Origin of the sequence: Pseudomonas sp. GD03944 (assembly GCF_029839275.1) — a bacterium.
Lineage (GTDB): Bacteria > Pseudomonadota > Gammaproteobacteria > Pseudomonadales > Pseudomonadaceae > Aquipseudomonas.
The window spans coordinates 426,949-450,046 of sequence record NZ_JAOCAH010000001.1; the positions used below are offsets into that span (position 1 = coordinate 426,949).

Sequence of the window (23,098 nt, forward strand, 5' to 3'; positions counted from 1 at the left end):
GGCATGGGTACCTAAAACGGTTCAAGTCGGCAGTGCCCCGGCCGCTATACTGATGCACGTTGAATGCATAGCCGGCCCGGACGGGGCGGCATTATACATGCCACGCCCTGCCCGTCGCAGCGGGCTTTTTCGACAGGTTGTAACCCGTCAATGAGCGAAATCAGCAGTCCCCGCCCGCTTCCCCCCACCGCACCGAGCAGCCGCCCCAATGCGATGGCCGCCGACATGGCGGTGAAACTGCTGCAACCGATGCAGGGCCTGCTGGCCAGCGGCGAAACCGCCAGCGCCGAGGTGATCACCGCCAAGGAAGTGGCCCAGACGTTTCAGGTGCTGCTCAAACTGACCCTGGAAAACGGCCGCCAGGCGACTTTGCAGGCCAGCAGCACCCGCCCCCTGGAGCAAGGCACCACCCTGGCGGTCACCGCCCTCTCGGACACGCGCCTGGCCATTGCCCTGCAACCCGGCGGCGACAAGGCGCTGACCAGTCTCGACCTGGACCAGTTTCCCGTCGGCACGCTGCTGCAGGGCAAGGTGATCGCCCGTGAGCAGATCGCCCAGGGCAAGGCCCAGGAAGCCGTGTACAAGGTGCTGGTCAACCTGCTGAACACCCCGCTGGCCGGCAGCAAACTGTCGCTGGAAACGCCGTTGCCATTGCCCTTGGGCAGTCTGCTGAGCGCCCAGGTCCAGGGCAGCCAAGCCCTGGCCTTCCTGCCCCTGAGCGGGCGTATGGACCAGTTGGAGCTGACCCAGCAACTCACCGCACAGCAGGGCCGCCAGGGCTCGCTGGAAGGCCTGTTCAAGGCCCTGCAGGGCATGCGCGGCCAGGAAGGCCTGCCGGAAGGACTGAAAGGCAGCATCGACCGCCTGTTCGCCGCCATGCCGACTGCCGACCAGCTGAGCTCCGGCAAGGGCCTCGGCCAGGCGCTGGAGAACAGCGGCCTGTTCCTCGAAAGCAAATTGCTCGGCGGCCAGGCCAGCGCCCTGCCCGCCGACCTCAAGGCCAACCTGCTGCGCCTGATCAGCCAGATACTGCCCAACCTGCCGGGCGGCACGCCACTGGCATCGGCCAGCGCCAGCGCGTCGCTGGCACAGGCCCTGCCGGCATTCGCCCGCAACATGCTGGGCAACATCGGCCAGGCCGGCGCACGCCAGCAGGCCCTGAGCTTCCCGCTGCCCTCGCGCGTGCTGCAGAACATGGAAGAGGAAGCCGACCTCGAAGCGCTGCTGAAACTGGCCGCCGCCGCGATCTCGCGCCTGCAGACCCACCAGCTCTCCAGCCTGGCCCAGACCCAGGTCGGCCCGGACGGCAACCTGCTGACCACCTGGCAGCTGGAAGTGCCGATGCGCAACCAGCAGGAACTGGTGCCGCTGCAGGTGAAGATCCAGCACGACGAACCCCAGCAGACCAGCAAGAACGAACAGAAAGAAGCGGTCTGGCGCATCGAGATGGCCTTCGACCTCGACCCGCTGGGCCCGCTGCAGGTCCAGGCCCAACTGATGCGCGGCAGTCTCTCCAGCCAGCTGTGGGCGGAGCGCCGGGAAACCGCCAGCCTGATCGACAGCCAGCTGAGCAACCTGCGCGAGCGGCTCATTGCCGCCGGGCTGCAGGTCGGCGAACTGGCCTGCAGCCAGGGCACGCCGCCCCAGGGGCCGCGCACCTCACTCGAACAACGCTGGGTGGATGAAACCGCATGAGCAGGAAAGCCGCCCCCCGCCAGGCCATCGCCCTCAACTACGACGGCAAGAGTGCCCCCAGCCTCACGGCCAAGGGCGACGACGAACTGGCCGAAGCCATTCTCGCCATTGCGCGGGAGTACGAAGTGCCGATCTACGAAAACGCCGACCTGGTGCGCCTGCTGGCGCGCCTGGAGCTGGGCGAGGCGATCCCGGAACAGCTGTACCGCTGCATCGCCGAAATCATCGCGTTCGCCTGGTACCTCAAGGGCAAGTGCCCGCCGGGCTTCGAGCGGGGTGACCGTGACGTGACGCCGCCCCGCCCCCTGCTTACCGGCCCCCGGACGTAAACGCCAGCGCCTGGGTCGCCTGCCCCTTGCCCAGGGGGTAATCGAGCAACTGCCAGGCGAAGTAGCCGCTGCGGAAGTAGAACACCTGCTGATAACCCCAGGTCACCGCCAGGTGCGATGCCAGCGCGCTGTGTGGGCAGACCTCGCTGTCGCAGTAGATCACCAGCGGGTACTCACGGGGCCAGTGCGGCTGCGCCAGGGCACTGAAGCGGTCGGCGAGGTCCAGGTGCACCGCCCCTTCCACATGCCCCCACTCCCACTCACGGGCAGAGCGTACGTCGACGAACAGCGCGCCGTAGTCGTAGAGAATCTTCGCCTGCCGGGCGTTGATGGTCATGGCCCCTTCCACCACCTGCGGCGCCTCCTGGGCCTGGGCCGTTGCGCCAAGCCAGATTCCCAACAGGAAAACCCAATGTGCGCGCATGGCCAGCCCTCCGCGAAATACCCAGCTTGAGCTTAGGTAGTGCGGCGCGACGGACTAGGAACGAATGGGCGCGGCGAACACGCCGGTAAAAACCGCCAGCGCTATGGACAGGTTGAAGGCAGGCTCAGCGCTTGGCCTGGTGCAGCTTGCTGACCAGCTCGGCCTCGGCCTTGGTCAGGCCGCAGGACTGGGTCAGGTCGTCGACGCTGGCACCCAGGCCCACCAGGCGGGCCGCCTGGGTGAACGACAGGCTGCTGGGGTCACGCTGCTCCATCTGGGTCAGCTTGTCCGGCAGCGGCGCCACGGTGCGCCGCAGCTCCTGGAGCTCTTCGCCCATGCGCACACTGCCGGTGAGGTAGGTGTCCAGGCGTCGGCTCAGGTCACGGATGCGCTGATCGCGTACGGCGTCACGCTCGGCCTGCAACTGCGCCGCATGGCGGAGTTGCGAAGCCAGCCAGACACAGGCGCCGACCAGCCCGAGGCAGATCAGCGCGAGTACGATCAGCACCACTTCGAGCACTCAGATGTTCTCCAGCTCGGACCACTCTTCTTCGCTCATCATCTTGTCCAGTTCGACCAGAATCAGCAGCTCGCCGTTCTTGTTGCAGACGCCCTGGATGAACTTGGCGGATTCGTCGTTGCCGACGTTCGGCGCGGTTTCCACTTCGGATTGGCGCAGGTAGACCACTTCAGCCACGCTGTCGACCAGGATGCCGACGACCTGCTTGTCCGCCTCGATGATCACGATGCGGGTGTTGTCGGTCACGTCGCTGGAGTCGAGGCCGAAACGCTGGCGGGTGTCGATCACCGTCACCACGTTGCCACGCAGGTTGATGATACCCAGCACGTAGCTTGGCGCACCCGGCACCGGCGCGATCTCGGTGTAGCGCAACACTTCCTGGACCTGCATCACGTTGATGCCGTAGGTCTCGTCGTCCAGACGGAAGGTCACCCACTGCAGAATCGGGTCTTCAGCGCCTTGTGCAGAACTTTTCTTCATGTCCCTAGCCTCGTCATTAGCCGCGCGGGCGGCGTGCGCGGATCAACCCGCTTGTCATCATCGACCGGGCCAACCCGGTCGTCATTCAATCAGTGCAGCTGGCCGTTGACCATCCGCTTGGCGGCGCCACTGGCGATCAGCTCCGCCAGCGAAGCGACGTCCAGCAAGGCACACATGTGTTCGATCACCGTACCGGCCAGCCATGGACGCTGGGTGCGCTGGGTGCGCCACTTGATCTCGCTGGGGTCCAGGCGGATGGAGCGGCTGACCTGGTGCACCGCCAGCCCCCACTCGTAGCCTTCCACGGAAATCACGTACTGCAGGCCCTGGCGGAAATCTTCGCGGTAACGGTCCGGCATCACCCAGCGGGCGGTGTCCAGCACCTTCAGGTTACCGGCCTGGCTCGGCAGTATGCCGAGAAACCAGTCCGGCTGGCCAAATAATGGCGTCAGGTCCTGCCCCGCCAGCGGGTAGATCGAGCCCAGGCACACCAGCGGTACGGCCAGGGTCAGGCCGGCCACGTCGAACAGCAGGCACTCGAACGGCTCCTCGGCCCATTCCGGCCGGCCATCGAGGTGCAGGCGAGGTACGACCGGCTCCTGGGAGGCCGGGCGATGCACCTCGGCCAACGGTTCGATCAGGGCTACCGGTGCCACCAACTCCAGTGCCGTCGCCGGCTGCGTTTCAACGATCACCGGGGCGACCACAGGCTCTGCCTCGACCCGCGCCTCGACCTGAACGGTCGGCATGAACACGGTTTCCAGGCGCGCATCACGCACCTGCTCCTCCAGCACGGCCGCTTCGAATTCATCCAGGCTGGTGGATTCCGCCAACTCGACCGCAGCGTCCTGCAGCAGGCCATCGAGATAGGACTGCAGGGCCAGTTGGGGACGGGTAGCGGTAGCGACAGAACGGCTCATGGGTGGAATCCGCAAAATGGGTCTGTACAGCCTATCGGCTGCACAGGGGACAGACTTGAGCGACAGCCTTCAGCATAGACGTTCACCTCAGGCGACCTGTGCCGAAGGCTGCTGGGCCAGCAGGTGCTTGAGCAACGCGCGGTAGGCGATGGTACCGCGGCTATTGTTATCGAATTGCGACGGCGTGAGCCCGGCACGGCTGGCATCGCGCAGGCGCGTGTCGACCGGAATGTAGGCTTGCCAGAGGTGCTCGGGGTAACTGTTGCGCAGCACTTTGAGGGTGCTCATCGAGGCCTGGGTACGGCGGTCGAACAGCGTGGGCACGATGGTATAGGGCAAGGCCTGCTTGCGCGACCGGTTGATCATCGCCAGGGTGCTAACCATGCGCTCCAGGCCCTTGACCGCGAGGAATTCGGTCTGCACCGGGATCACCAGCTGCTGGCTGGCGGCCAGGGCGTTGACCATCAGCACGCCCAGCAACGGCGGGCTGTCGATGATCGCGTGGTCGAAGTCCTGCCACAGCTGCGCGAGGCTCTTGGCGATCACCAGGCCCAAACCATTCTGTCCGGGGGACTGACGCTCCAGGGTGGCCAGCGCGGTGCTCGAGGGCAGCAGGGAAATCCGCTCGTGGCTGGTCGGCAGCAGCAGTTGCTGCGGCAGGCCCTGGGGCACGTTGCCCTGGTTCAGGAACAGGTCGAAGCAACTGCGCTCCAGCGAATCCGGGTCATGCCCGAAATAGCTGGTCATCGAGCCATGGGGATCGAGGTCGACCACGACCACCCGCTTGCCGGCATCCGCCAGCAGGCCCGCCAGTGCGATGGATGAAGTGGTTTTGCCGACTCCACCTTTTTGATTGGATACTGCCCAGACTCTCATCTTCTTCGTCCTCCCGGCCCGGGCTCAGCCCGACCGAGACTTGGTGCCCGCCCTCATGGGGCTGGCGACGTAGGATTGGCGGCACCCGATGACGGGGCCGGCGTTGCTGGCGTTGGTGCAGGTTGCGTGCCAGCCCGCTGCAGCGCGCCATCGGGGCTGGCGTTGGCACTGCCCACGCCGCTGACACTGCGCCGAACATCCAGGTTGCGGGAAATCACCAGCACCACCCGGCGATTGCGCGCCCTGCCCTCCGCCGTGGCGTTGTCGGCCACCGGCTGAAATTCTCCATAGCCCACGGCGGCCAGGCGCCCGGGGTCGACCCCGTCCATGGCCAACATGCGCACGATGCTCGCCGCCCGTGCGGCTGACAACTCCCAGTTGGTCGGGTACTGCGCCGTGCGAATGGGAAGGTTGTCAGTAAAGCCTTCGACGTGCACCGGGTTTTCATAAGGCGCCAGAATCTTGGCGACCTTCTCGATGATCTCGAACGCCGCGTCATCCGGCAGCGCATCACCGCTGGGAAACAGCAGGCTGGAGCTCAGTTCGATCTCGATCCACAGCTCGTTGCCGCGCACCTTCAACTGATCGCTTTCGATCAGGTCGCCAAACGCCTGGCTGACGCTGTCGGCGATGCTCTGCAGGTTGTCCGCCGACATCTGCGTCAGGTCCTCATCGACCATCGAGCGATCTGGCTCGGTGGTCCGGGGGCGTTCATCGCCCACTGGGATCGGCTTGATCGAGCGATCCGGCTGGTTGAACACCCCGGTCAGGGTTTCCGACAGAATCTTGTACTTGCCTTCATTGATCGACGAAATCGAGTACATCACCACGAAAAAGGCGAACAACAGGGTGATGAAGTCCGCGTAGGACACCAGCCAGCGCTCGTGATTCTCATGCTCCTCGTGGTGACGCCTGCGGGCCATGGCTTGCCTCCATCAGTCCATGAAGCCTTGCAGCTTCAACTCGATGGAGCGCGGGTTCTCACCCTCGGCGATCGACAGGATGCCTTCGAGCAGCATTTCCCGGTAACGGGACTGACGCAGGGCGATGGCCTTGAGCTTGTTGCCAATCGGCAACAGCAGCAGGTTGGCCAGGCCGACGCCGTAGATGGTCGCGACGAACGCCACGGCAATGCCACTGCCGAGCATGCTCGGGTCCGCCAGGTTGCCCATGACGTGGATCAGGCCCATCACCGCACCGATGATGCCGATGGTTGGGGCGTAGCCACCCATGCTCTCGTAGACCTTGGCGGCCTGCATGTCGCGGCCTTCCTGGGTGAACAGGTCCACCTCGAGGATGCTGCGGATGGCCTCGGGCTCGACGCCGTCGACCAGCAGTTGCAGGCCCTTGCGCGCATAGGGGTCGGCCTCGGCATCGGCCACGGACTCCAGGCCCAGCAAACCTTCCTTGCGCGCGGTCATGCTCCAGCCGACCACGCGGTTGATCCCACCCACCAGATCGATGTGCGGCGGAAAGAATATCCAGCGCAGGATAGCCAGCGCTCGTTTGAAGACGTTCACCGGCGCCTGCAGGAACGCCGCCCCCAGGGTGCCGCCGATGACGATCAGCGCCGCCGGACCATTGAGCAGCGCGCCCGCATGCCCGCCTTCGAGGTAATTGCCACCCAGAATGGCGACGAACGCCAGGATGACCCCGATTAGGCTCAGTACATCCATGCAGTCACGCTCTCGACGAGGCTCATCACATGCACGCCTCGGTCAGGTGCCGACCGATGTCATCCAGCCCGTAGACCGCATCCGCCAGGTTGGCCTTGACCACTGCCATGGGCATGCCATAGATCACGCAGCTGGCTTCGTCCTGGGCCCAGACCTGGCTGCCGCTCTGTTTGAGCAGGCGAGCGCCTTCTCGGCCGTCGGCGCCCATGCCGGTGAGCACCACTGCCAGCACCTTGTCGTGGTAAGACTTGGCCGCCGACCCGAAGGTGATGTCGACACAGGGCTTGTAGTTCAGGCGTTCGTCACCAGGCAAGATTTTGATCGCGCCACGGCCGTCGACCATCATTTGCTTGCCACCCGGCGCCAGCAGGGCCAGGCCCGGGCGCAGGATATCGCCGTCTTCCGCTTCCTTGACCGAAATCCGGCACAGCTTGTCCAGGCGCTCGGCGAAGGCCTTGGTGAAGGCCGCCGGCATGTGCTGGATCAACACGATCGGCGCCGGGAAATTGGCCGGCAGCTGGGTCAGGACCCGCTGCAGCGCCACCGGGCCACCGGTGGAGGTGCCGATGGCGACCAGCTTGTAGGATTTGCGCTTGGGCGCCGACGAGGTGCTGGCATGGGCATGGGCCGTGCTGCTGCTCGCGGGCGCAGACACGCTGACGCTCGGGCGGCTGAGGCTAGTCGGCGCTGCCGGCTTTCCCAGGGTGCTGGCACTCGGGGTCGGGGCTGGCGCCGGCATGCTGATGCTGCGGCGGTTGCTGCGCGCGATGCTGTGGACCTTCTCGCACAGGAGCTGTTTGACCTTCTCCGGGTTGCGCGAGATGTCTTCGAAGTTCTTCGGCAGGAAGTCGACGGCGCCTGCGTCGAGCGCGTCCAGGGTGACGCGCGCGCCCTCGTGGGTCAGCGACGAGAACATCAGGACCGGTGTCGGGCAACGCTGCATGATGTTTCGCACAGCGGTGATGCCGTCCATCATCGGCATTTCGTAATCCATGGTGATCACGTCGGGCTTGAGCGCCAACGCCTGATCAATGGCCTCACGCCCATTGGTAGCGGTGCCAACCACCTGGATATTCGGATCGGCCGAGAGGATCTCGGACACCCGCCGGCGGAAGAAACCGGAATCATCCACCACCAAAACCTTGACAGCCATAAACACTCCTAAACGGCGCTGGCCGTCGCCAGCGCCGCGAACAATCAGATGCGGCGTGCGTAACGCTTGAGCATGCTCGGTACGTCGAGAATCAGCGCAATGCGCCCGTCACCGGTAATGGTAGCGCCAGACATGCCCGGGGTGCCCTGCAGCATTTTGCCCAGGGGCTTGATCACCACCTCTTCCTGGCCGACCAGCTGGTCGACCACGAAGCCGATGCGCTGGCTGCCGACGGTGAGGATCACCACGTGGCCCTCCCCTTGCTCCTCGTGGGCGGCGCTGCGGATCAGCCAGCGCTTGAGGTAGAACAGGGGCAGCGCCTTGTCGCGCACGATCACCACTTCCTGGCCGTCGACGACATTGGTGCGCGACAGGTCGAGGTGGAAAATCTCGTTGACGTTGACCAGCGGGAAGGCGAACGCCTGGTTGCCCAGCATCACCATCAGGGTCGGCATGATCGCCAGGGTCAGCGGCACCTTGATGACGATCTTCGAGCCCTGGCCCTTCTGCGAGAAGACGTTGACCGTACCGTTGAGCTGGGAAATCTTGGTTTTCACCACGTCCATGCCAACACCGCGGCCGGACACGTCGGAAATCTCGGTCTTGGTCGAGAACCCCGGGGCGAAGATCAGGTTGTAGCATTCCAGGTCGGTCAGGCGATCCGCCGCGTCCTTGTCCAGCAGGCCCTTCTCCACGGCCTTGCCGCGCAGAATGTCGGCGTCCATCCCCTTGCCGTCGTCGGTGATCATCAACAGGATGTGATCGCCCTCCTGCTCGGCGGACAGCACCACGCGACCGGTACGCGACTTGCCGGCGGCCTCGCGTTCTTCCGGGGTTTCCACCCCGTGGTCGACGGCGTTGCGCACCAGGTGGACCAGCGGGTCGGCCAGGGCCTCGACCAGGTTCTTGTCCAGGTCGGTCTCTTCACCGACCAGCTCCAGGTTGATTTCCTTCTTGAGCTGGCGCGCCAGGTCACGGACCAGCCGCGGGAAGCGGCCGAAGACCTTCTTGATCGGCTGCATGCGGGTCTTCATCACCGCGGTCTGCAGGTCGGCCGTCACCACGTCCAGGTTGGACACGGCCTTGGACATGGCTTCGTCGCCGCTGTTGAGCCCCAGGCGCACCAGGCGGTTACGCACCAGCACCAGTTCGCCGACCATGTTCATGATCTCGTCCAGGCGCGCCGTGTCGACGCGAACCGTGGTCTCTGCTTCGCTGGCGGGCGCCTTCTCGGCAACCGGCGCAGGCGCGGCTTTCGCCGGCTCGCGGACAATCGGCTTGGCCGCGGCCTTGGCAGGCGCAGCAGCCGCAACGGGTTCAGGAGCCTTGGCAATGGCGGCGGGCTCGACGAACTTGCCCTTGCCATGCAACTGGTCGAGCAGTGCTTCGAATTCGTCGTCGGTGATGTCATCCCCTGCCGGAGCGGCAGCGGCACTCACCGGCGCAGCAGGTGCCGGAGTGGCCGGTGCAGCGAACTGCCCCTTGCCATGCAACTGGTCGAGCAGCGATTCGAACTCGTCGTCGGTGATCTCGTCACTGGCTGGCGCAGCGGATGCCGAGGCAGCAGCGGCCGGTGCCGCGGTCACGGCCGGCGGCACGAACTGGCCCTTGCCATGCAACTGGTCGAGCAACGATTCGAACTCGTCGTCGGTGATTTCGTCACTGGCGCTGGTCGGGGTGCTTTCGGCCGGCGTTTCACCCAGCGCGTCGAGCAACTGTTCGAACTCGCTGTCGGTGATGTCACCGGACGCCACGGCAGGCTCCGGCTCAGGTGCCGGCACGGGCGCGGGCGCTGCGGCCTGCACCGGGGCGGCTGTCGGGGTCGCACCGGCGGGCTCTGCCAGGCGCGACAGGGCCGCCAGCAACTCCGGCGTGGCCGGGGTGGGCTCGACCCGTTCGCGGACCTGGCTGAACATGCCATTGACGGCATCCAGTGCTTCGAGCACGACATCCATCAGCTCGGCGTCCACGCGCCGCTCACCCTTGCGCAGGATGTCGAACACGTTTTCGGCGATGTGGCAGCACTCCACCAGCTCGTTGAGCTGGAGGAAACCGGCCCCACCCTTGACGGTGTGGAACCCCCGGAAAATCGCGTTGAGCAGGTTCATATCGTCCGGGCGGCTTTCTAGCTCCACCAACTGCTCGGACAATTGCTCGAGAATCTCGCCGGCCTCTACCAGGAAATCCTGGAGGATCTCTTCATCGGCGCCGAAGCTCATATAGCGTGCTCCCTAAAATCCTAGGCTGGACAGCAAATCATCGACATCATCCTGATTGGATGCGACGTCCTCACGCTTATCGGCATGAATCTGCGGACCTTCACCCCGTGAAGGTTCTTTTTGTTTTTCCTGTTCGGCGCGCAGCACGTCGTGGTTGTGCTCGATACCGGCAAAACGGTCGACCTGGCTGGCCATCAGCACCAGCTTCAGCAGGTTGCTCTCGACGTCGGTCACCAGCTGGGTGACGCGCTTGATCACCTGGCCGGTCAGGTCCTGGTAGTCCTGGGCCAGCAGAATGTCGTTGAGGTGCCCGGACAGCTTGCTGCTGTCACGCTCGCTGCGGGCCAGGAACAGCTCGATGCGCTTGGCCAGCTCGCGGAAACCGTCGGCACTCATTTCCCGGCGCATGAAGCGGCCCCACTCGGCGCTCAGGCTCTGGGCCTCGTCGCTGAGGTCGTTGACCAGCGGCGCGCTCTGCTCGACCAGGTCCATGGTGCGATTGGCCGCTTTCTCGGTCATCGTCACCACGTAGTTCAGGCGCTCGGTCGCATCCGCGATCTGCGACACTTCGGTGGCATGCGGCACACGCGGGTCGAGCTGGAAGTTGACGATCGCGTTGTGCAGCTCGCGCGTCAGCTTGCCGACTTCGTGGTAGAGCCCACGGTCGCGTGCCTTGTTGAGTTCGTTGATCAGCTGCACCGCTTCGCCAAAATTGCCGTTTTCCAGGCTATCGACCAATTGGCGCGCGTTGGTTTTCAGGGTCGACTCGAGGTCACCCTGTGGGGAATCATCGTGTTCCATAACAACCTCGCGGCCGACATCAGCCGTTGACCCGCTCGAAGATTTTCTCAATCTTTTCCTTCAGCACCTGGGCGGTGAAAGGCTTGACCACATAGCCGTTCACGCCGGCTTGAGCGGCTTCGATGATCTGATCGCGCTTGGCTTCCGCCGTTACCATCAGCACCGGCAGATGCTTGAGGCGGTCATCGGCGCGCACGGCGCGCAGCAGATCGATACCGGTCATACCCGGCATGTTCCAGTCGGTCACCAGAAAATCGAAACTGCCGCTTTGCAGCATGGGCAGTGCGGTGGTGCCGTCATCGGCTTCCGCGGTGTTGGTGAACCCCAGATCACGCAGGAGGTTCTTGATGATCCGTCGCATCGTCGAAAAATCGTCAACGATGAGGATTTTCATGTTCTTGTCCAAGTCGACCTCCGTACAGTCCCAAACGCACCCAGCTCCTGGATACGCCCTTAATCGTGAAACCGGCCTGACGCGCCGCAACAGACCGCAGCACCTGGTATCAGGCGCGACGCTCGTTCACGATCCGTTTTATTCAAACTACTCAGTGTGCTCGCCACTCACCCAGCCGCGCCCGCAGACGTGCCGCACACTGACTGTGCAGCTGGCTGACGCGTGACTCGCTGACCCCCAGCACTTCGCCAATTTCCTTGAGATTCAGCTCTTCATCGTAATACAGCGACAACACCAGGCGTTCGCGCTCGGGCAGGTTGGCAATGGCATCGGCCAGGGCCGCCTGAAAGCGTTCGTCTTCAAGATCGCGTGAAGGCTCGAGATGATTGGTGCTGGCGTCTTCGCGCAAGCCACCGTGTTCACCGTCCTGCAACAAATCGTCGAAGCTGAACAGGCGACTGCCCAAAGTGTCGCCAAGAATGCCGTAGTAATCCTCGAGACTCAATTGGAGTTCGGCCGCAACTTCTTGATCTTTAGCGTCTCGGCCCGTTCTGGCCTCAATTATCCGAATGGCGTCACTGACCATCCGGCTGTTGCGGTGCACCGAACGGGGCGCCCAATCCCCCTTGCGCACCTCGTCCAGCATGGAACCGCGGATGCGGATGCCAGCGAAGGTTTCGAAACTGGCGCCCTTGCTGGAATCGTATTTCTTCGAGGCTTCGAGCAGACCGATCATGCCCGCCTGGATCAGGTCATCGACCTGCACGCTGGCCGGCAGACGCGCCAGCAGGTGGTAGGCGATACGCTTGACCAGCGGTGCATAGCGCTCGATCAACTGGTGTTGGGAGTCTTGTGCCTGCGCCTTGGTATACATACGAAGTCCAGAGGCTGCCGTCATATGGCCGTGTCCGCGGTCGGTTGCTGCACCAGACGCTCCACGAAGAATTCCAGATGACCGCGTGGGTTGGCCGGCAGCGGCCAGGCATCGACTTTCTGGGCGATGGCCTTGAACGCCAGCGAGCATTTCGAGCGCGGAAACGCTTCGTAGACCGCGCGCTGCTTCTGCACGGCCTTGCGCACGGATTCGTCGTACGGGACGGCGCCCACATACTGCAGCGCAACGTCAAGAAAACGATCGGTGACCTTGGTCAGCTTAGCAAAGAGGTTTCGACCTTCCTGCGGGCTGTGCGCCATGTTCGCCAGCACGCGGAACCGGCTCATGCCGTGGTCACGGTTGAGCAGCTTGATCAGCGCATAGGCGTCGGTGATCGAGGTCGGTTCGTCGCAGACCACCACCAGCACTTCCTGGGCGGCGCGCACGAAGCTCACCACCGAATCGCCGATGCCGGCTGCGGTGTCGATGATCAGCACGTCGAGGTTGTCGCTGATGTCGCTGAAGGCCTGGATCAGGCCGGCATGCTGCATGGGCGAGAGCTGCACCATGCTCTGCGTGCCCGAGGCGGCCGGCACGATGCGGATGCCGCCGGGGCCCTGCAGGACCACGTCGCGCAGGTCGCACTCGCCGCTGATGACATCGGCCAGGGTGCGCTTGGCGCTGAGGCCGAGCAGGACGTCGACGTTGGCCAGGCCAAGGTCCGCGTCCATCAGCATGACGCGTCGGCCGAGGTCGGCCAGCGCCAGCGACAGATTCACCGACACATTGGTCTTGCCGACGCCACCTTTGCCGCCGGTCACCGCGATCACCTGTACGGGATGCATACCCATGTTCTCTTTACACCTTGTCTACTTCGACTGGAGCCAGGTGGCCCATTGTGCCCTGTCAATCCACCGACGGGCCAGTTGTCGCCACCGTGCTACTGAACACCCTTCGTCATGCCGCTCAACCGGCGCGTCGTGCCGGCTGCTGATAGAGGCCGGCAAACATGTCGGCCATCGTGTCCTCGCTCGGATCTTCCGCCGACTGCAGGCCAACGGCGCGGCTCACCAGCTGGTGGCTGCGCGGCACGTGCAGGTCGTCCGGAATCCGCGGACCGTCTGCCAGATAGGCTACCGGTAGACGCTGGCCAATAGCCAGACCTAAAACCTCGCCCAGGCTGGTGGCTTCATCCACCTTGCTCAGGATGCAGCCCGACAAACCACAGCGCTTGTAACTATGGTAGGCGGCCTTGAGCACTTGGCTCTGGCTGGTTGCAGCCATCACCAGATAATTTTTCGCTTTCACGCCACGGCTGGCCAGGGCTTCGAGCTGCATGCGCAGCGCCGGATCGTTGGCGGGCAGGCCCGCGGTGTCGATCAGGACCACGCGCTTGCGCGCCAGCGGTGCCAGGGCCTGGGTCAGCGACTGGCCCGGATCGACCAGGGTCACCGACACGTCAAGGATACGCCCGAGCGTCTTCAATTGCTCCTGAGCGCCGATGCGGTAGCTGTCCATGCTGACCAGGGCGATGTGCTGCGCGTCGTACTTGAGCACGTAGCGGGCCGCCAGCTTGGCCAGGGTGGTGGTCTTGCCCATGCCGGCCGGACCGACCAGGGCGATCACGCCGCCCTCTTCCATCGGCTCCTGCTTGGGGGTCTGAATCGCGTGAGCCAAGTGCGCCAGCACCATGCGCCAGGCCTGACGCGGGTCGGCGATCGAGCCGACACGTTCGAGCAGCACGCGCGCCAGTTCGGCGGGCAGGCCCATGCGCTGCAGGCGGCGCCAGAGGTTGGCCTGCTGCGGACGACGGTTCTGCATCTGACCCCAGGCGATGGAGCCCAGTTGCACTTCGATCAGCTCACGCAGACCGTGCAGTTCGAAACGCATGGCGTCCAGGGCACGCTGGTCGGTGGCCGCCGGAGCGGCAACCGGGGCGGCCTGCGGTTTGCGCACGGCAGCCGCCAGGTTGTCGGCGGGTAGGCTCGGCTCGGCGCCAAACAGCTGACGATCCTTGCCAGCATCGACCTGGGCACGGGTGGTCAGCTCGGCCTGGGCCGAGGCGATGCGCGACTGGGTCTTGCGCAGCTCGGCTTCCAGCGCCGGGTTGGGCTGACGAACCGGGGCGGCCGGGATCTGGTAATCCAGGGCAGCGGTCAGCTCGATGCCGCCCGCGACCCGGCGATTGCCAATGATCACGGCATCGGCGCCCAGCTCATCGCGGACCAATTTCATGGCTTGACGCATATCGGCGGCGAAAAAGCGTTTGACCTGCATGGCCTGTAACCTCGGTTAGTTCTGCCCCACCGTCGCGACGATGGTGACCTGCTTGTTGTCCGGAATTTCCTGGTACGCCAGCACGTGCATGTTCGGCACCGCCAGTCGTGCAAACCGCGAGAGCATCGCCCGAACCGGTCCGGCTACCAGCAGGATCACTGGTTTGCCGAGCATTTCCTGACGTTGCGCCGCCTCCACCAGGGATCGTTGCAGCTTCTCGGCCATGCCAGGTTCCAGGAGGATTCCCTCTTCGGCGCCCTGACCGGCCTTCTGCAAGCTATTGAGCAATATCTGTTCCAACCTTGGGTCCAGGGTGATCACAGGCAGCTCCGGCTCTAGTCCCACAATGCTTTGCACGATTGCACGGGCCAGCGCGACGCGCACCGCCGCCACCATCGCGGCGGGATCTTGACTCTTCGGCGCCACGTTCGCGATGGCCTCGGCGATGGTGCGTATGTCGCGCACCGGCACCTGCTCCTGCAGCAACACCTGCAACACCTTGAGCAGGGTCGACAGAGAAATCAGGCCGGGCACCAGCTCTTCCGCCAGCTTCGGCGAGCTCTTGGCCAGCAGCTGCATGAGTTGCTGGACTTCTTCGTGCCCCAGCAGCTCGTGAGCGTGCTTGTGCAGGATCTGATTGAGGTGGGTGGCGACCACGGTACTGGCGTCCACCACGGTGTAGCCCAGCGACTGCGCCTGGTCGCGCTGGCTGGGGTCGATCCACACCGCTTCCAGGCCGAACGCCGGATCTTTGGCGGCCACGCCGTTCAGGGTGCCGAACACCTGGCCCGGGTTGATGGCCAGCTCGCGATCCGGGTAGACCTCGGCCTCGGCCACGCTGACGCCCATCAGGGTCAGGCGATAAGCGTTGGGTTGCAGGTCCAGGTTGTCGCGGATGTGCACCGACGGCATGAGAAAGCCCATCTCCTGGGAGAGCTTCTTGCGCACGCCCTTGATCCGCGCCAGCAACTGGCCGCCCTGGTTGCGGTCCACCAGCGGAATCAGGCGATAGCCGACTTCCAGGCCCACCATGTCCACCGGGGTCACGTCGTCCCAGCCGAGTTCCTTGACCTCCTGGGCACGCTGGGCCGGGATCAGCTCCTGCTGACGCTGGACCTCCTGGACCTCTTCCTCCTTGGCCTTGCGCTGCTTATGGGCGATCCAGTAGGCGGCACCCGCGGCCACCAGGCCCAGGCTGATGAACGAGAAATGCGGCATGCCGGGCACCAGGCCCATGGCGATCATGATCGCGGCAGCCACGGCCAGCGCACGGGGCGAGGCGAACATCTGGCGGTTGACCTGGGCGCCCATGTCTTCGGAACTGGACACGCGGGTCACCATCACGGCGGATGCCGTGGAGAGCAGCAGCGACGGAATCTGCGAAACCAGGCCATCACCAATGGTCAGCAGGGAGTAGATGCGCCCGGCCTCAGCGAACGGCAGGCCGTGCTGCAACATGCCGATGCCGATACCGCCGAGCAGAGTGACGAACATGATCAGCAGGCCGGCGATGGCGTCGCCGCGCACGAACTTACTGGCACCGTCCATCGAACCGTAGAAGTCGGCCTCCTGGGCCACTTCGACCCGGCGCTTCTTGGCTTCCGCCTGGTCGATCAGGCCAGAGTTGAGGTCGGCGTCGATGGCCATCTGCTTGCCGGGCATGGCGTCCAGGGTGAAGCGCGCGCTCACCTCGGAGATACGCCCCGCACCTTTGGTCACCACGATGAAGTTGATGATGATGAGGATCGCGAACACCACGATACCCACCACGTAGTTGCCGCCGATCACCACCTCACCGAAGGCCTGGATCACCTTACCGGCCGCGTCGTGGCCATCCTGACCGTGCAGCAGCACCACCCGGGTGGAGGCGATGTTCAGCGCCAGGCGCAGCAACGTGGCGGCCAGCAGGATGGTGGGAAACACGGCGAAGTCCAGCGGGCGCAGGGCGTAGATGGCGACCAGCAGGACCACGATGGACAGGGCGATGTTGAAGGTGAACAGCACGTCCAGCAGGAACGCCGGGATCGGCAGCATGACCATGGCGAGCATGACCAGCAGCAGCAGGGGAATACCCAGGCTGCCGTTGCGCAGCCCGGACAGGTTGCTGCGTACGTCACCGATGATTTGCGCGCGATTCACTGCCACTTCCGTACCCCGAGCCATTCAATCTTTTGACGCCCAAGGCGTCGCTACGCCGGTGTTTGCAAGAAGCTTTCCAGTTTTGCCAACTGGCCGCAATCACTGGGCTGCAGGCTGACAAGGACCGATCTTGGAAGGTTTGATCGCCGCCTCGGCCAGGGTGGGCAGCGGCCGCGTCATGAAAACAGCGAACCTCAGCGGCAAACGCCAGTCCCAGCACAGTGAGGCGCGCCACGCCCGTCGCGCCTTCCTGACAGCTACCAAGGAGTCAACGATGAAACGATGGATGATCGCCGCACTGGCCGGCTGCTGCGCCGCAAGCCTGCAGGCCGCCGACCGCTCGGTGGAACTCAATGCCGTGGATGCCAAGGGCCAGGGCGCCTCGGTCGGTACCGTGAGCATCAGCGAAAGCCCGTACGGCGTGGTGTTTACCCCCCAGCTGCACGACCTCGAACCCGGCCTGCACGGCTTCCATGTGCACAGCAAGCCCAGCTGCGACCCGGCACCCAAGGATGGCCAGCCCTCGGCCGCCGAAGCCGCCGGCGGCCACTGGGACCCGCAGAACACCGGCAAGCACGGCCTGCCCTGGGGCGATGGTCACCTCGGCGACCTCCCCGCCCTGCTGGTCACCGCCGACGGCAAAGCCAGCCAGCCGGTGCTGGCACCGCGGATCAAAAGCGTCGACGAGCTGAAAGGCCTGTCGCTGATGGTCCATGCCGGTGGCGACAACCACGCTGACCACCCGAAACCGCTGGGCGGTGGCGGCGCACGCGTGGCCTGCGGCGTGATCGAGTAACGCCCAGCGTGCAGCCGGGCCCGCCGGCTGCACCCGATCACTCGTCGCGGCGCAGGTCCGGCGGGATCGGCAGGTCCGCCAGCGGCGCCGGGCGCTTGCCCTTGCCGGCCTGATACTGGCGAATCTGGTAGACGTAGGCCAGGACCTGGGCCACCGCTAGGTACAGGCCGGCAGGAATCTCCTGGTCCAGCTCGGTGGAATAGAACACCGCCCGCGCCAGCGCCGGCGATTCCAGCAGCATCACCTGGTGTTCCTGGCCGATTTCACGGATCTTCAGGGCCGTGAAGTCAGCCCCCTTGGCCAGCAGCACCGGCGCGCTGCCCTTGGTCGGGTCGTATTTCAGCGCCACGGCGAAGTGCGTCGGGTTGGTGATGATCACGTCGGCCTGGGGCACGGACTGCATCATCCGCCGCTCGGCCATCTCGCGCTGCAACTGGCGAATGCGCTGCTTGACCTCGGGCTTGCCCTCGCTGTCCTTGTACTCGTCGCGCACTTCCTGCTTGGTCATCATCAGCTTCTGCTTGTTGTCCCAGAGCTGGAACGGCACATCCACCGCCGCGATCAGGATCAACCCGCAGGAGATCCACAACGCGCTCCAGCCCACCACCTGCGCCGCATGCAGAATGGCCGCCTCCAGCGGCTCATGGGCGATGGCCAGCAGGTCGTCGCTGTCGGCAGACAGCACCAGCAGGGCCACTGCCAGGATCACCACGAACTTGGCCAGGGCCTTGAGCAGCTCGATCAACGCCTTGAGCGAGAACATCCGCTTGAGGCCCGCCAGCGGGTCCAGGCGGTTGAGCTTGGGCGCCATGGCGTCGGCGGTGAACAACCACCCCCCCAGGGCAATGGGGCCGACGATGGAGGCGATCAGCAGGGCGACGAACAGCGGCAGCACCGCCTCGATGGCCGCCTGTCCCGATGCCAGCAGCCAGATGCCCATGGCGCGTTCGTCCATGATGGCCTCGCGCGGCAGGGAGAAATTGCCGCGCATGATGTCCAGCAGGTCGCTGCCCAGGCTGCCCCCCGTGGCCAGCAGCCCGCCGGCACCGGCCAGCATCACGGCCAGGGTGTTGAGTTCGCGGGAACGGGCGATCTGACCCTTCTCTCGGGATTCACGGAGACGTTTCTCCGTGGGTTCCTCGCTTTTATCGGCACCGCTTTCGGATTCGGCCATGGCTCATGCCTCCTCAGGGTGCCCGCGCGAGTTCGCGCAACAGTTGCAGGGCCTCGGTGGCGAAGACCTGGTATTGGGACAGGATATCCGCCATGCCGATCCAGACGATCGCAAACCCCAGCACCAGGGTCAGTGGGAAACCGATTGCGAAGATATTCAATTGTGGCGCCGCGCGGGTCATGACACCGAACGCCACGTTGACCACCAGCAGCGCGGTCACCGCCGGCAGCACCAGGATCAACGCCGCCCCCAGGACCCAGCCCAGCTTGTTGGCGATTTCCCAGTAGTGCCCGGTCAGCATGCCGCTGCCCACCGGCAGGGTGACGAAACTTTCGGCGATTACCTCGAACACCACCAGGTGGGCGTTCATGGCCAGGAACAGCAGCGTCACCAGCATCAGGAAGAACTGCCCGATGACCGCCACCGACACGCCATTGGCGGGGTCGACCATGGAGGCGAAGCCCAGGCCCATCTGGGTGGCGACGATCTGTCCGGCAATCACGAAGGCGTGGAAGAACAGCTGCAGGCTGAAACCGAGCATGGCGCCGATGAGGATTTCCTGGGCGATCAGCAAAAACGTCGACACGCTGATCGCGTCGACTTCCGGCATCGGCGGCAGGTTGGGCATGAGCACCATGCACAGCGCCAGGGACAGGTACAGGCGTACCCGCGTCGGCACCAGCTGGGTGCCGATCACCGGCATGGTCATCAGCAGTGCGGCGATGCGAAACAGCGGCAGCAGGAAGCTGCCGACCCAGCCGCCGATCTGCGCTTCGGTCAGCTCGAGCACGTCAGCCGATCAGCTGCGGAATGTTCATGATCAGGTTCTGCGTGTACTCCATGAGTTCACGCACCAGCCAGGGGCCGGTAAAGATCAGCGTCAATAGAACCACTATCAGACGCGGCAGAAAACTCAGCGTCTGCTCGTTGATCTGGGTCGCCGCCTGGAACATCGCCACCAGCAGGCCCACCAGCAGGCTGGGCATGACGACCACCGCAACGACCATCGAGGTCAGCCACAGGGACTCGCGAAACAGGTCGACCGCTACCTCGGGTGTCATGGTCAGGTTCCTCCGAAACTGGCAGCCAGCGTGCCCATGATCAGCGCCCAGCCGTCGATGAGGACGAACAGCATGATTTTGAACGGCAGGGAGATGATCAGCGGCGACAGCATCATCATCCCCATGGCCATGAGGATACTTGCCACCACCAGGTCGATGATCAGGAACGGAATGAAGATCATGAAGCCGATCTGGAACGCAGTCTTCAGCTCGGAGGTGACGAACGCCGGGACCAGGATGGTCAACGGCGCATCTTCCGGACTGGCGATGTCGGTGCGCTTGGACAGCCGCACGAACAGTTCGAGATCGCTTTCGCGGGTCTGCGCCAACATGAAGTCCTTGATCGGGATTTCGGCCCGGGCAATGGCGTCCTGGGCGCTCAACTGCTCGTTGAGGTAGGGCTGCAGGGCGTCGGTGTTAACCCGATCGAACACCGGCGCCATGATGAACATCGTCAGAAACAGCGCCAGACCGACGAGAATCTGGTTCGACGGCGTCTGCTGCAGGCCCAGGGCCTGGCGCAGAATGGAAAATACGATGATGATCCGGGTGAAGCTGGTCATCAGCATGACGAACGCCGGGATGAAGCTCAGCGCCGTCATGATCAGCAGGATCTGCAGGCTGACCGAGTACTCCTGCTGCCCTTCGGCGTCGGTGCTCAGGGTGATCGCCGGGATCGACAGCGGGTTGCTGCCCTGCTGGATCAGCGAACTGGCGGTCGGCGCATCCTGGGCGAATGCCAGGGAAGCGCCGACGCTCAACACCAGCAGCAGAAACAGACGCACCATCAGGATTTGTCCTTCTGATCCTTGCCCAACAGCTCCATCAGGCGCTGGGCAAACTCCGTGGTGGCCGGCTCGCCATCCGGCAGGTGCACCGGCTCGTTCATCACGTGCAGCGAGGTGATCCGCCCGGGCGACAGGCCGAGCAGCACCTGTTCGTTGCCCACTTGCACCAGCACCAGCCGATCACGCGGACCCAGCGCCTGGCTGGCCATGATGCGAATCACCTGGCCGCCACGGGGCCCCACCTGCTGCACGCGGCGCATCAGCCAGGCCAGCAGGAAGATCAGGCCGATGACCAGCAGCAGGCCGAGCAGCAGTTGCCCCAGTTGGCCGGCGATACCGCTGCCGGCCATGGGCGTCGCCGCCTGAGCCGCCGGTTCGGCAGCCAGGGCGGTCAGGGGCATAGCCAGGATGAAGCCGAAACGCTTGAACATGGGCGGGCCTTAGCGCAGCTTCTTGATACGTTCGCTGGGGCTGATCACGTCCGTCAGGCGAATGCCGAACTTCTCGTTGACCACCACCACTTCGCCGTGGGCGATCAGCGTGCCGTTGACCAGTACGTCCAGCGGCTCGCCCGCCAGGCGATCGAGCTCGATCACCGAACCCTGGTTGAGCTGCAGCAGGTTGCGGATGGTGATATCGGTGTTGCCGACCTCCATGGAAATCGACACCGGGATATCCAGGATCACATCCAGGTTGGGGCCGTCCAGGCTGACCGGCTGGCCGCCCTTGGGCGCACTGCCGAACTCTTCCATCGGCGCACGGGGCGCGGCGGGTTCGCTGACGCCGCCGGCGGCGAGCATCGCATCGATATCGTCCTGCCCGGCATCGCCGGCCTCCGACAGCGCGGCGGCCCACTCATCGGCCAGCGCCTGCTCCTCGGGGGAGGTGTTTTCGTCATCTGCCATCGTCTGTCCTCGGCTGGCTGAAAAAGGGTGCGCCGCGCATCAGCGCTGGCGATCGATCGGTTCAAGCACCTGCAGCGCCAGGTTGCCCTTGTGCGCGCCGAGCTTGACCTTGAAAGACGGCACGCCGTTGGCGCGCATGACCACATGCTCGGGCAACTCCACCGGGATCACGTCGCCCGGCTGCATGTGCAGGATGTCCCGCAGTTTCAGCTGGCGGCGCGCGATGGTGGCGCCGAGCGGCACGCTGACATCGAGGATGTCTTCACGCAGTGCCTTGATCCAGCGCTCGTCCTGGTCGTCGACATCGGACTGGAAGCCGGCGTCGAGCATCTCGCGAATCGGCTCGACCATGGAATACGGCATGGTCACGTGCAGGTCGCCGCCACCGCCGTCCAGTTCGATGTGGAAGGTCGAGACGACGATCACTTCGCTCGGGCTGACGATGTTGGCCAGCGCCGGGTTGACCTCCGAGTTGACGTACTCGAAGTTGATGTCCATCACCGCGTGCCAGGCTTCCTTGAGATCGATGAAGGCCTGGTCCAGCACCATGCGCACCACGCGCAGCTCGGTGGGGGTGAACTCGCGCCCCTCGATCTTGGCGTGACGGCCATCGCCACCGAAGAAGTTGTCCACCAATTTGAACACCAGCTTGGCGTCGAGGATGAACAGGCCGGTACCGCGCAGCGGCTTCATCTTCACCAGGTTGAGACTGGTCGGCACGTACAGCGAGTGCACGTACTCGCCGAACTTCATCACCTGCACCCCGCCCACCGCCACGTCGGCGGAGCGGCGCAGCAGGTTGAACATGCTGATTCGGGTGTAGCGGGCGAAACGTTCGTTGATCATTTCCAGGGTCGGCATGCGGCCCCGGACGATCCGGTCCTGGCTGGTCAGGTCATATTGCTTGACGCTGCCCGGTTCAGCGGCATCCTCGGTTTCGACCAGGCCATCGTCGACGCCATGCAACAGCGCATCGATCTCATCCTGGGAAAGCAGGTCTTGCACGGCCATGGGAGCTCCTGACTACTGCAACACGAGGTTGGTGAACAGCACTTGTTCGATGGCCAGCTTGCCGGTTTCCTTCTCTGCCAGCTCCTGAACACTGGCCGTGGCCTGCTGGCGCAGCATTTCCTTGCCCACCGGGGTGACCAGGGAATCGAAATCCTGACTGGAGAACAGCATCACCAGGCGGTTGCGCAGCACCGGCATGTGCACCTTGAGGGCGTCAAGGGCGGCCTGGTCGCGAGCCATCAGCGCCACGCTGACCTGCATGTAGCGACGGTTGTTCGACGAGAAATTGACCACGAACGCCGGGGCCAGCTCTTCGTAGATGGCCGGCTGTTTGACTGGCGCGGCGCTCTCGGCGGCCTCTTCGGCGGGCGCTTCGCTGCTCGCGCCCTTGTTCAGGAAGAACCAGGTACCGCCCACCGACAAGCCGACCGCGAGGATGAAGGCCACCGCGATCAGGATGATCAGTTTCATTTTCCCGGCCGGTTTAGCCTCGGCGCCAGCCGAGTCCTGCGGGGCGTTTTTCTTAGCCATGCCAATAATCCGTCACAGATCGGAGTTCTATCCGTTTTCAATGGGTTGGGAGCAA

At 64.5% G+C, this 23,098-nt stretch carries 26 protein-coding genes; 3 read left to right on the forward strand and 23 right to left on the reverse strand.

Annotation, left to right across the window (positions count from 1 at the left end; genetic code table 11):
* Positions 1–150 precede the first annotated feature (150 nt).
* Positions 151–1,695, forward strand: coding sequence for a flagellar hook-length control protein FliK (locus N5C28_RS02040; protein ID WP_279819519.1), 1,545 nt, complete (start codon positions 151–153; stop codon positions 1,693–1,695).
* Positions 1,692–2,024 (forward strand): EscU/YscU/HrcU family type III secretion system export apparatus switch protein, encoded by a 333-nt coding sequence (locus N5C28_RS02045; RefSeq protein ID WP_279819521.1) that lies wholly within the window; start codon positions 1,692–1,694, stop codon positions 2,022–2,024. Before N5C28_RS02040 ends, N5C28_RS02045 begins: the two co-directional genes overlap by 4 nt.
* On the opposite strand, the gene N5C28_RS02050 is transcribed toward N5C28_RS02045, so the two are convergent.
* The 15 genes from N5C28_RS02050 to flhA all read right to left on the reverse strand — a co-directional run bounded on the left by N5C28_RS02050 (position 2,005) and on the right by flhA (position 16,777).
* Positions 2,005–2,448, reverse strand: a complete 444-nt coding sequence (locus N5C28_RS02050; protein ID WP_279819523.1) for a rhodanese-like domain-containing protein — start codon at positions 2,446–2,448, stop codon at positions 2,005–2,007. The genes N5C28_RS02045 and N5C28_RS02050 overlap by 20 nt on opposite strands.
* 124 nt (positions 2,449–2,572) lie before the next feature.
* Positions 2,573–2,968, reverse strand: a complete 396-nt coding sequence (locus tag N5C28_RS02055; protein WP_279819526.1) for a DUF2802 domain-containing protein — start codon at positions 2,966–2,968, stop codon at positions 2,573–2,575.
* Positions 2,969–3,448 (reverse strand): chemotaxis protein CheW, encoded by a 480-nt coding sequence (locus N5C28_RS02060; RefSeq protein ID WP_279819528.1) that lies wholly within the window; start codon positions 3,446–3,448, stop codon positions 2,969–2,971.
* 89 nt (positions 3,449–3,537) lie between these two features.
* A complete protein-coding gene (locus tag N5C28_RS02065) occupies positions 3,538–4,368 on the reverse strand; it encodes a CheW domain-containing protein (protein ID WP_279819530.1) in 831 nt (276 codons plus the stop codon).
* 87 nt (positions 4,369–4,455) lie between these two features.
* Positions 4,456–5,244 (reverse strand): ParA family protein, encoded by a 789-nt coding sequence (locus tag N5C28_RS02070; protein WP_279819532.1) that lies wholly within the window; start codon positions 5,242–5,244, stop codon positions 4,456–4,458.
* A gap of 53 nt (positions 5,245–5,297) precedes the next feature.
* The gene (gene motD, locus N5C28_RS02075; RefSeq protein ID WP_279819534.1) at positions 5,298–6,167 is read right to left on the reverse strand and encodes a flagellar motor protein MotD; all 870 of its coding nucleotides are present in this window, start codon (positions 6,165–6,167) and stop codon (positions 5,298–5,300) included.
* A 12-nt stretch (positions 6,168–6,179) separates the two neighbouring features.
* Positions 6,180–6,920, reverse strand: coding sequence for a flagellar motor protein (locus N5C28_RS02080; protein WP_279819536.1), 741 nt, complete (start codon positions 6,918–6,920; stop codon positions 6,180–6,182).
* Between the two features lie 25 nt (positions 6,921–6,945).
* Complete coding sequence (locus tag N5C28_RS02085) at positions 6,946–8,073, reverse strand: chemotaxis response regulator protein-glutamate methylesterase (protein WP_279819539.1); 1,128 nt, start codon at positions 8,071–8,073, stop codon at positions 6,946–6,948.
* Positions 8,074–8,117: 44 nt separating this feature from the next.
* Positions 8,118–10,292 carry a chemotaxis protein CheA gene (locus N5C28_RS02090; protein WP_279819540.1) on the reverse strand — a complete coding sequence of 725 codons (2,175 nt, stop codon included), beginning with the start codon at positions 10,290–10,292 and terminating at the stop codon, positions 8,118–8,120.
* A gap of 12 nt (positions 10,293–10,304) precedes the next feature.
* The gene (locus N5C28_RS02095; RefSeq protein WP_279819542.1) at positions 10,305–11,093 is read right to left on the reverse strand and encodes a protein phosphatase CheZ; all 789 of its coding nucleotides are present in this window, start codon (positions 11,091–11,093) and stop codon (positions 10,305–10,307) included.
* A 19-nt stretch (positions 11,094–11,112) separates the two neighbouring features.
* A complete protein-coding gene (locus N5C28_RS02100; RefSeq protein ID WP_176947307.1) occupies positions 11,113–11,487 on the reverse strand; it encodes a chemotaxis response regulator CheY in 375 nt (124 codons plus the stop codon).
* Between the two features lie 151 nt (positions 11,488–11,638).
* The gene (gene fliA / locus N5C28_RS02105) at positions 11,639–12,385 is read right to left on the reverse strand and encodes an RNA polymerase sigma factor FliA (RefSeq protein ID WP_279819545.1); all 747 of its coding nucleotides are present in this window, start codon (positions 12,383–12,385) and stop codon (positions 11,639–11,641) included.
* A complete protein-coding gene (fleN, locus tag N5C28_RS02110) occupies positions 12,382–13,212 on the reverse strand; it encodes a flagellar synthesis regulator FleN (protein ID WP_279819547.1) in 831 nt (276 codons plus the stop codon). The genes fliA and fleN overlap by 4 nt, the downstream gene beginning before the upstream one ends.
* 115 nt (positions 13,213–13,327) lie before the next feature.
* Positions 13,328–14,638: a flagellar biosynthesis protein FlhF gene (gene flhF / locus N5C28_RS02115; RefSeq protein WP_279819548.1), complete on the reverse strand. Its 1,311-nt coding sequence runs from the start codon at positions 14,636–14,638 to the stop codon at positions 13,328–13,330.
* A 15-nt stretch (positions 14,639–14,653) separates the two neighbouring features.
* A complete protein-coding gene (gene flhA / locus N5C28_RS02120) occupies positions 14,654–16,777 on the reverse strand; it encodes a flagellar biosynthesis protein FlhA (RefSeq protein ID WP_279819550.1) in 2,124 nt (707 codons plus the stop codon).
* Positions 16,778–17,051: 274 nt separating this feature from the next.
* Here flhA and sodC point away from each other — a divergent pair, with 274 nt between their 5' ends.
* Entirely contained in the window at positions 17,052–17,573 is a 522-nt protein-coding gene (sodC, locus tag N5C28_RS02125) for a superoxide dismutase [Cu-Zn] SodC (protein ID WP_279819551.1), read from the forward strand.
* Positions 17,574–17,610: 37 nt separating this feature from the next.
* Here the strand turns inward: sodC and flhB are convergent, their stop codons facing one another.
* From flhB to fliL, 8 genes are read right to left on the reverse strand one after another with little or no spacing between them, the layout of a single operon-like run.
* The gene (gene flhB / locus N5C28_RS02130; protein WP_279819553.1) at positions 17,611–18,747 is read right to left on the reverse strand and encodes a flagellar biosynthesis protein FlhB; all 1,137 of its coding nucleotides are present in this window, start codon (positions 18,745–18,747) and stop codon (positions 17,611–17,613) included.
* A gap of 13 nt (positions 18,748–18,760) precedes the next feature.
* Positions 18,761–19,537 carry a flagellar biosynthetic protein FliR gene (fliR, locus tag N5C28_RS02135; RefSeq protein WP_279819555.1) on the reverse strand — a complete coding sequence of 259 codons (777 nt, stop codon included), beginning with the start codon at positions 19,535–19,537 and terminating at the stop codon, positions 18,761–18,763.
* A gap of 1 nt (position 19,538) precedes the next feature.
* On the reverse strand, positions 19,539–19,808 hold the full coding sequence (gene fliQ, locus N5C28_RS02140; RefSeq protein WP_279819557.1) for a flagellar biosynthesis protein FliQ: 270 nt from the start codon (positions 19,806–19,808) through the stop codon (positions 19,539–19,541).
* Positions 19,809–19,810: 2 nt separating this feature from the next.
* Positions 19,811–20,596, reverse strand: a complete 786-nt coding sequence (gene fliP, locus N5C28_RS02145) for a flagellar type III secretion system pore protein FliP (RefSeq protein WP_279819559.1) — start codon at positions 20,594–20,596, stop codon at positions 19,811–19,813.
* Positions 20,596–21,027 carry a flagellar biosynthetic protein FliO gene (fliO, locus tag N5C28_RS02150; RefSeq protein ID WP_279819561.1) on the reverse strand — a complete coding sequence of 144 codons (432 nt, stop codon included), beginning with the start codon at positions 21,025–21,027 and terminating at the stop codon, positions 20,596–20,598. Before fliO ends, fliP begins: the two co-directional genes overlap by 1 nt.
* Before the next feature lie 9 nt (positions 21,028–21,036).
* On the reverse strand, positions 21,037–21,501 hold the full coding sequence (gene fliN, locus N5C28_RS02155) for a flagellar motor switch protein FliN (protein WP_279819563.1): 465 nt from the start codon (positions 21,499–21,501) through the stop codon (positions 21,037–21,039).
* 39 nt (positions 21,502–21,540) lie between these two features.
* Entirely contained in the window at positions 21,541–22,512 is a 972-nt protein-coding gene (gene fliM / locus N5C28_RS02160) for a flagellar motor switch protein FliM (RefSeq protein WP_279819565.1), read from the reverse strand.
* Positions 22,513–22,524: 12 nt separating this feature from the next.
* On the reverse strand, positions 22,525–23,043 hold the full coding sequence (gene fliL, locus N5C28_RS02165; RefSeq protein WP_279819566.1) for a flagellar basal body-associated protein FliL: 519 nt from the start codon (positions 23,041–23,043) through the stop codon (positions 22,525–22,527).
* Positions 23,044–23,098 lie beyond the last annotated feature (55 nt).

What these genes read in the sequence shown, in the direction of transcription:
- N5C28_RS02040 (WP_279819519.1), top strand. Translation starts at nt 151, where the DNA reads ATGAGCGAAATCAGCAGTCCCCGCCCGCTTCCCCCCACCGCACCGAGC.
- N5C28_RS02045 (WP_279819521.1), top strand. Translation starts at nt 1,692, where the DNA reads ATGAGCAGGAAAGCCGCCCCCCGCCAGGCCATCGCCCTCAACTACGAC.
- N5C28_RS02050 (WP_279819523.1), bottom strand. Translation starts at nt 2,448, where the DNA reads ATGCGCGCACATTGGGTTTTCCTGTTGGGAATCTGGCTTGGCGCAACG.
- N5C28_RS02060 (WP_279819528.1), bottom strand. Translation starts at nt 3,448, where the DNA reads ATGAAGAAAAGTTCTGCACAAGGCGCTGAAGACCCGATTCTGCAGTGG.
- N5C28_RS02065 (WP_279819530.1), bottom strand. Translation starts at nt 4,368, where the DNA reads ATGAGCCGTTCTGTCGCTACCGCTACCCGTCCCCAACTGGCCCTGCAG.
- N5C28_RS02070 (WP_279819532.1), bottom strand. Translation starts at nt 5,244, where the DNA reads ATGAGAGTCTGGGCAGTATCCAATCAAAAAGGTGGAGTCGGCAAAACC.
- motD (WP_279819534.1), bottom strand. Translation starts at nt 6,167, where the DNA reads ATGGCCCGCAGGCGTCACCACGAGGAGCATGAGAATCACGAGCGCTGG.
- N5C28_RS02080 (WP_279819536.1), bottom strand. Translation starts at nt 6,920, where the DNA reads ATGGATGTACTGAGCCTAATCGGGGTCATCCTGGCGTTCGTCGCCATT.
- N5C28_RS02085 (WP_279819539.1), bottom strand. Translation starts at nt 8,073, where the DNA reads ATGGCTGTCAAGGTTTTGGTGGTGGATGATTCCGGTTTCTTCCGCCGG.
- N5C28_RS02090 (WP_279819540.1), bottom strand. Translation starts at nt 10,292, where the DNA reads ATGAGCTTCGGCGCCGATGAAGAGATCCTCCAGGATTTCCTGGTAGAG.
- N5C28_RS02095 (WP_279819542.1), bottom strand. Translation starts at nt 11,093, where the DNA reads ATGGAACACGATGATTCCCCACAGGGTGACCTCGAGTCGACCCTGAAA.
- N5C28_RS02100 (WP_176947307.1), bottom strand. Translation starts at nt 11,487, where the DNA reads ATGAAAATCCTCATCGTTGACGATTTTTCGACGATGCGACGGATCATC.
- fliA (WP_279819545.1), bottom strand. Translation starts at nt 12,385, where the DNA reads ATGACGGCAGCCTCTGGACTTCGTATGTATACCAAGGCGCAGGCACAA.
- fleN (WP_279819547.1), bottom strand. Translation starts at nt 13,212, where the DNA reads ATGGGTATGCATCCCGTACAGGTGATCGCGGTGACCGGCGGCAAAGGT.
- flhF (WP_279819548.1), bottom strand. Translation starts at nt 14,638, where the DNA reads ATGCAGGTCAAACGCTTTTTCGCCGCCGATATGCGTCAAGCCATGAAA.
- sodC (WP_279819551.1), top strand. Translation starts at nt 17,052, where the DNA reads ATGAAACGATGGATGATCGCCGCACTGGCCGGCTGCTGCGCCGCAAGC.
- flhB (WP_279819553.1), bottom strand. Translation starts at nt 18,747, where the DNA reads ATGGCCGAATCCGAAAGCGGTGCCGATAAAAGCGAGGAACCCACGGAG.
- fliQ (WP_279819557.1), bottom strand. Translation starts at nt 19,808, where the DNA reads ATGACACCCGAGGTAGCGGTCGACCTGTTTCGCGAGTCCCTGTGGCTG.
- fliP (WP_279819559.1), bottom strand. Translation starts at nt 20,596, where the DNA reads ATGGTGCGTCTGTTTCTGCTGCTGGTGTTGAGCGTCGGCGCTTCCCTG.
- fliO (WP_279819561.1), bottom strand. Translation starts at nt 21,027, where the DNA reads ATGTTCAAGCGTTTCGGCTTCATCCTGGCTATGCCCCTGACCGCCCTG.
- fliN (WP_279819563.1), bottom strand. Translation starts at nt 21,501, where the DNA reads ATGGCAGATGACGAAAACACCTCCCCCGAGGAGCAGGCGCTGGCCGAT.
- fliM (WP_279819565.1), bottom strand. Translation starts at nt 22,512, where the DNA reads ATGGCCGTGCAAGACCTGCTTTCCCAGGATGAGATCGATGCGCTGTTG.
- fliL (WP_279819566.1), bottom strand. Translation starts at nt 23,043, where the DNA reads ATGGCTAAGAAAAACGCCCCGCAGGACTCGGCTGGCGCCGAGGCTAAA.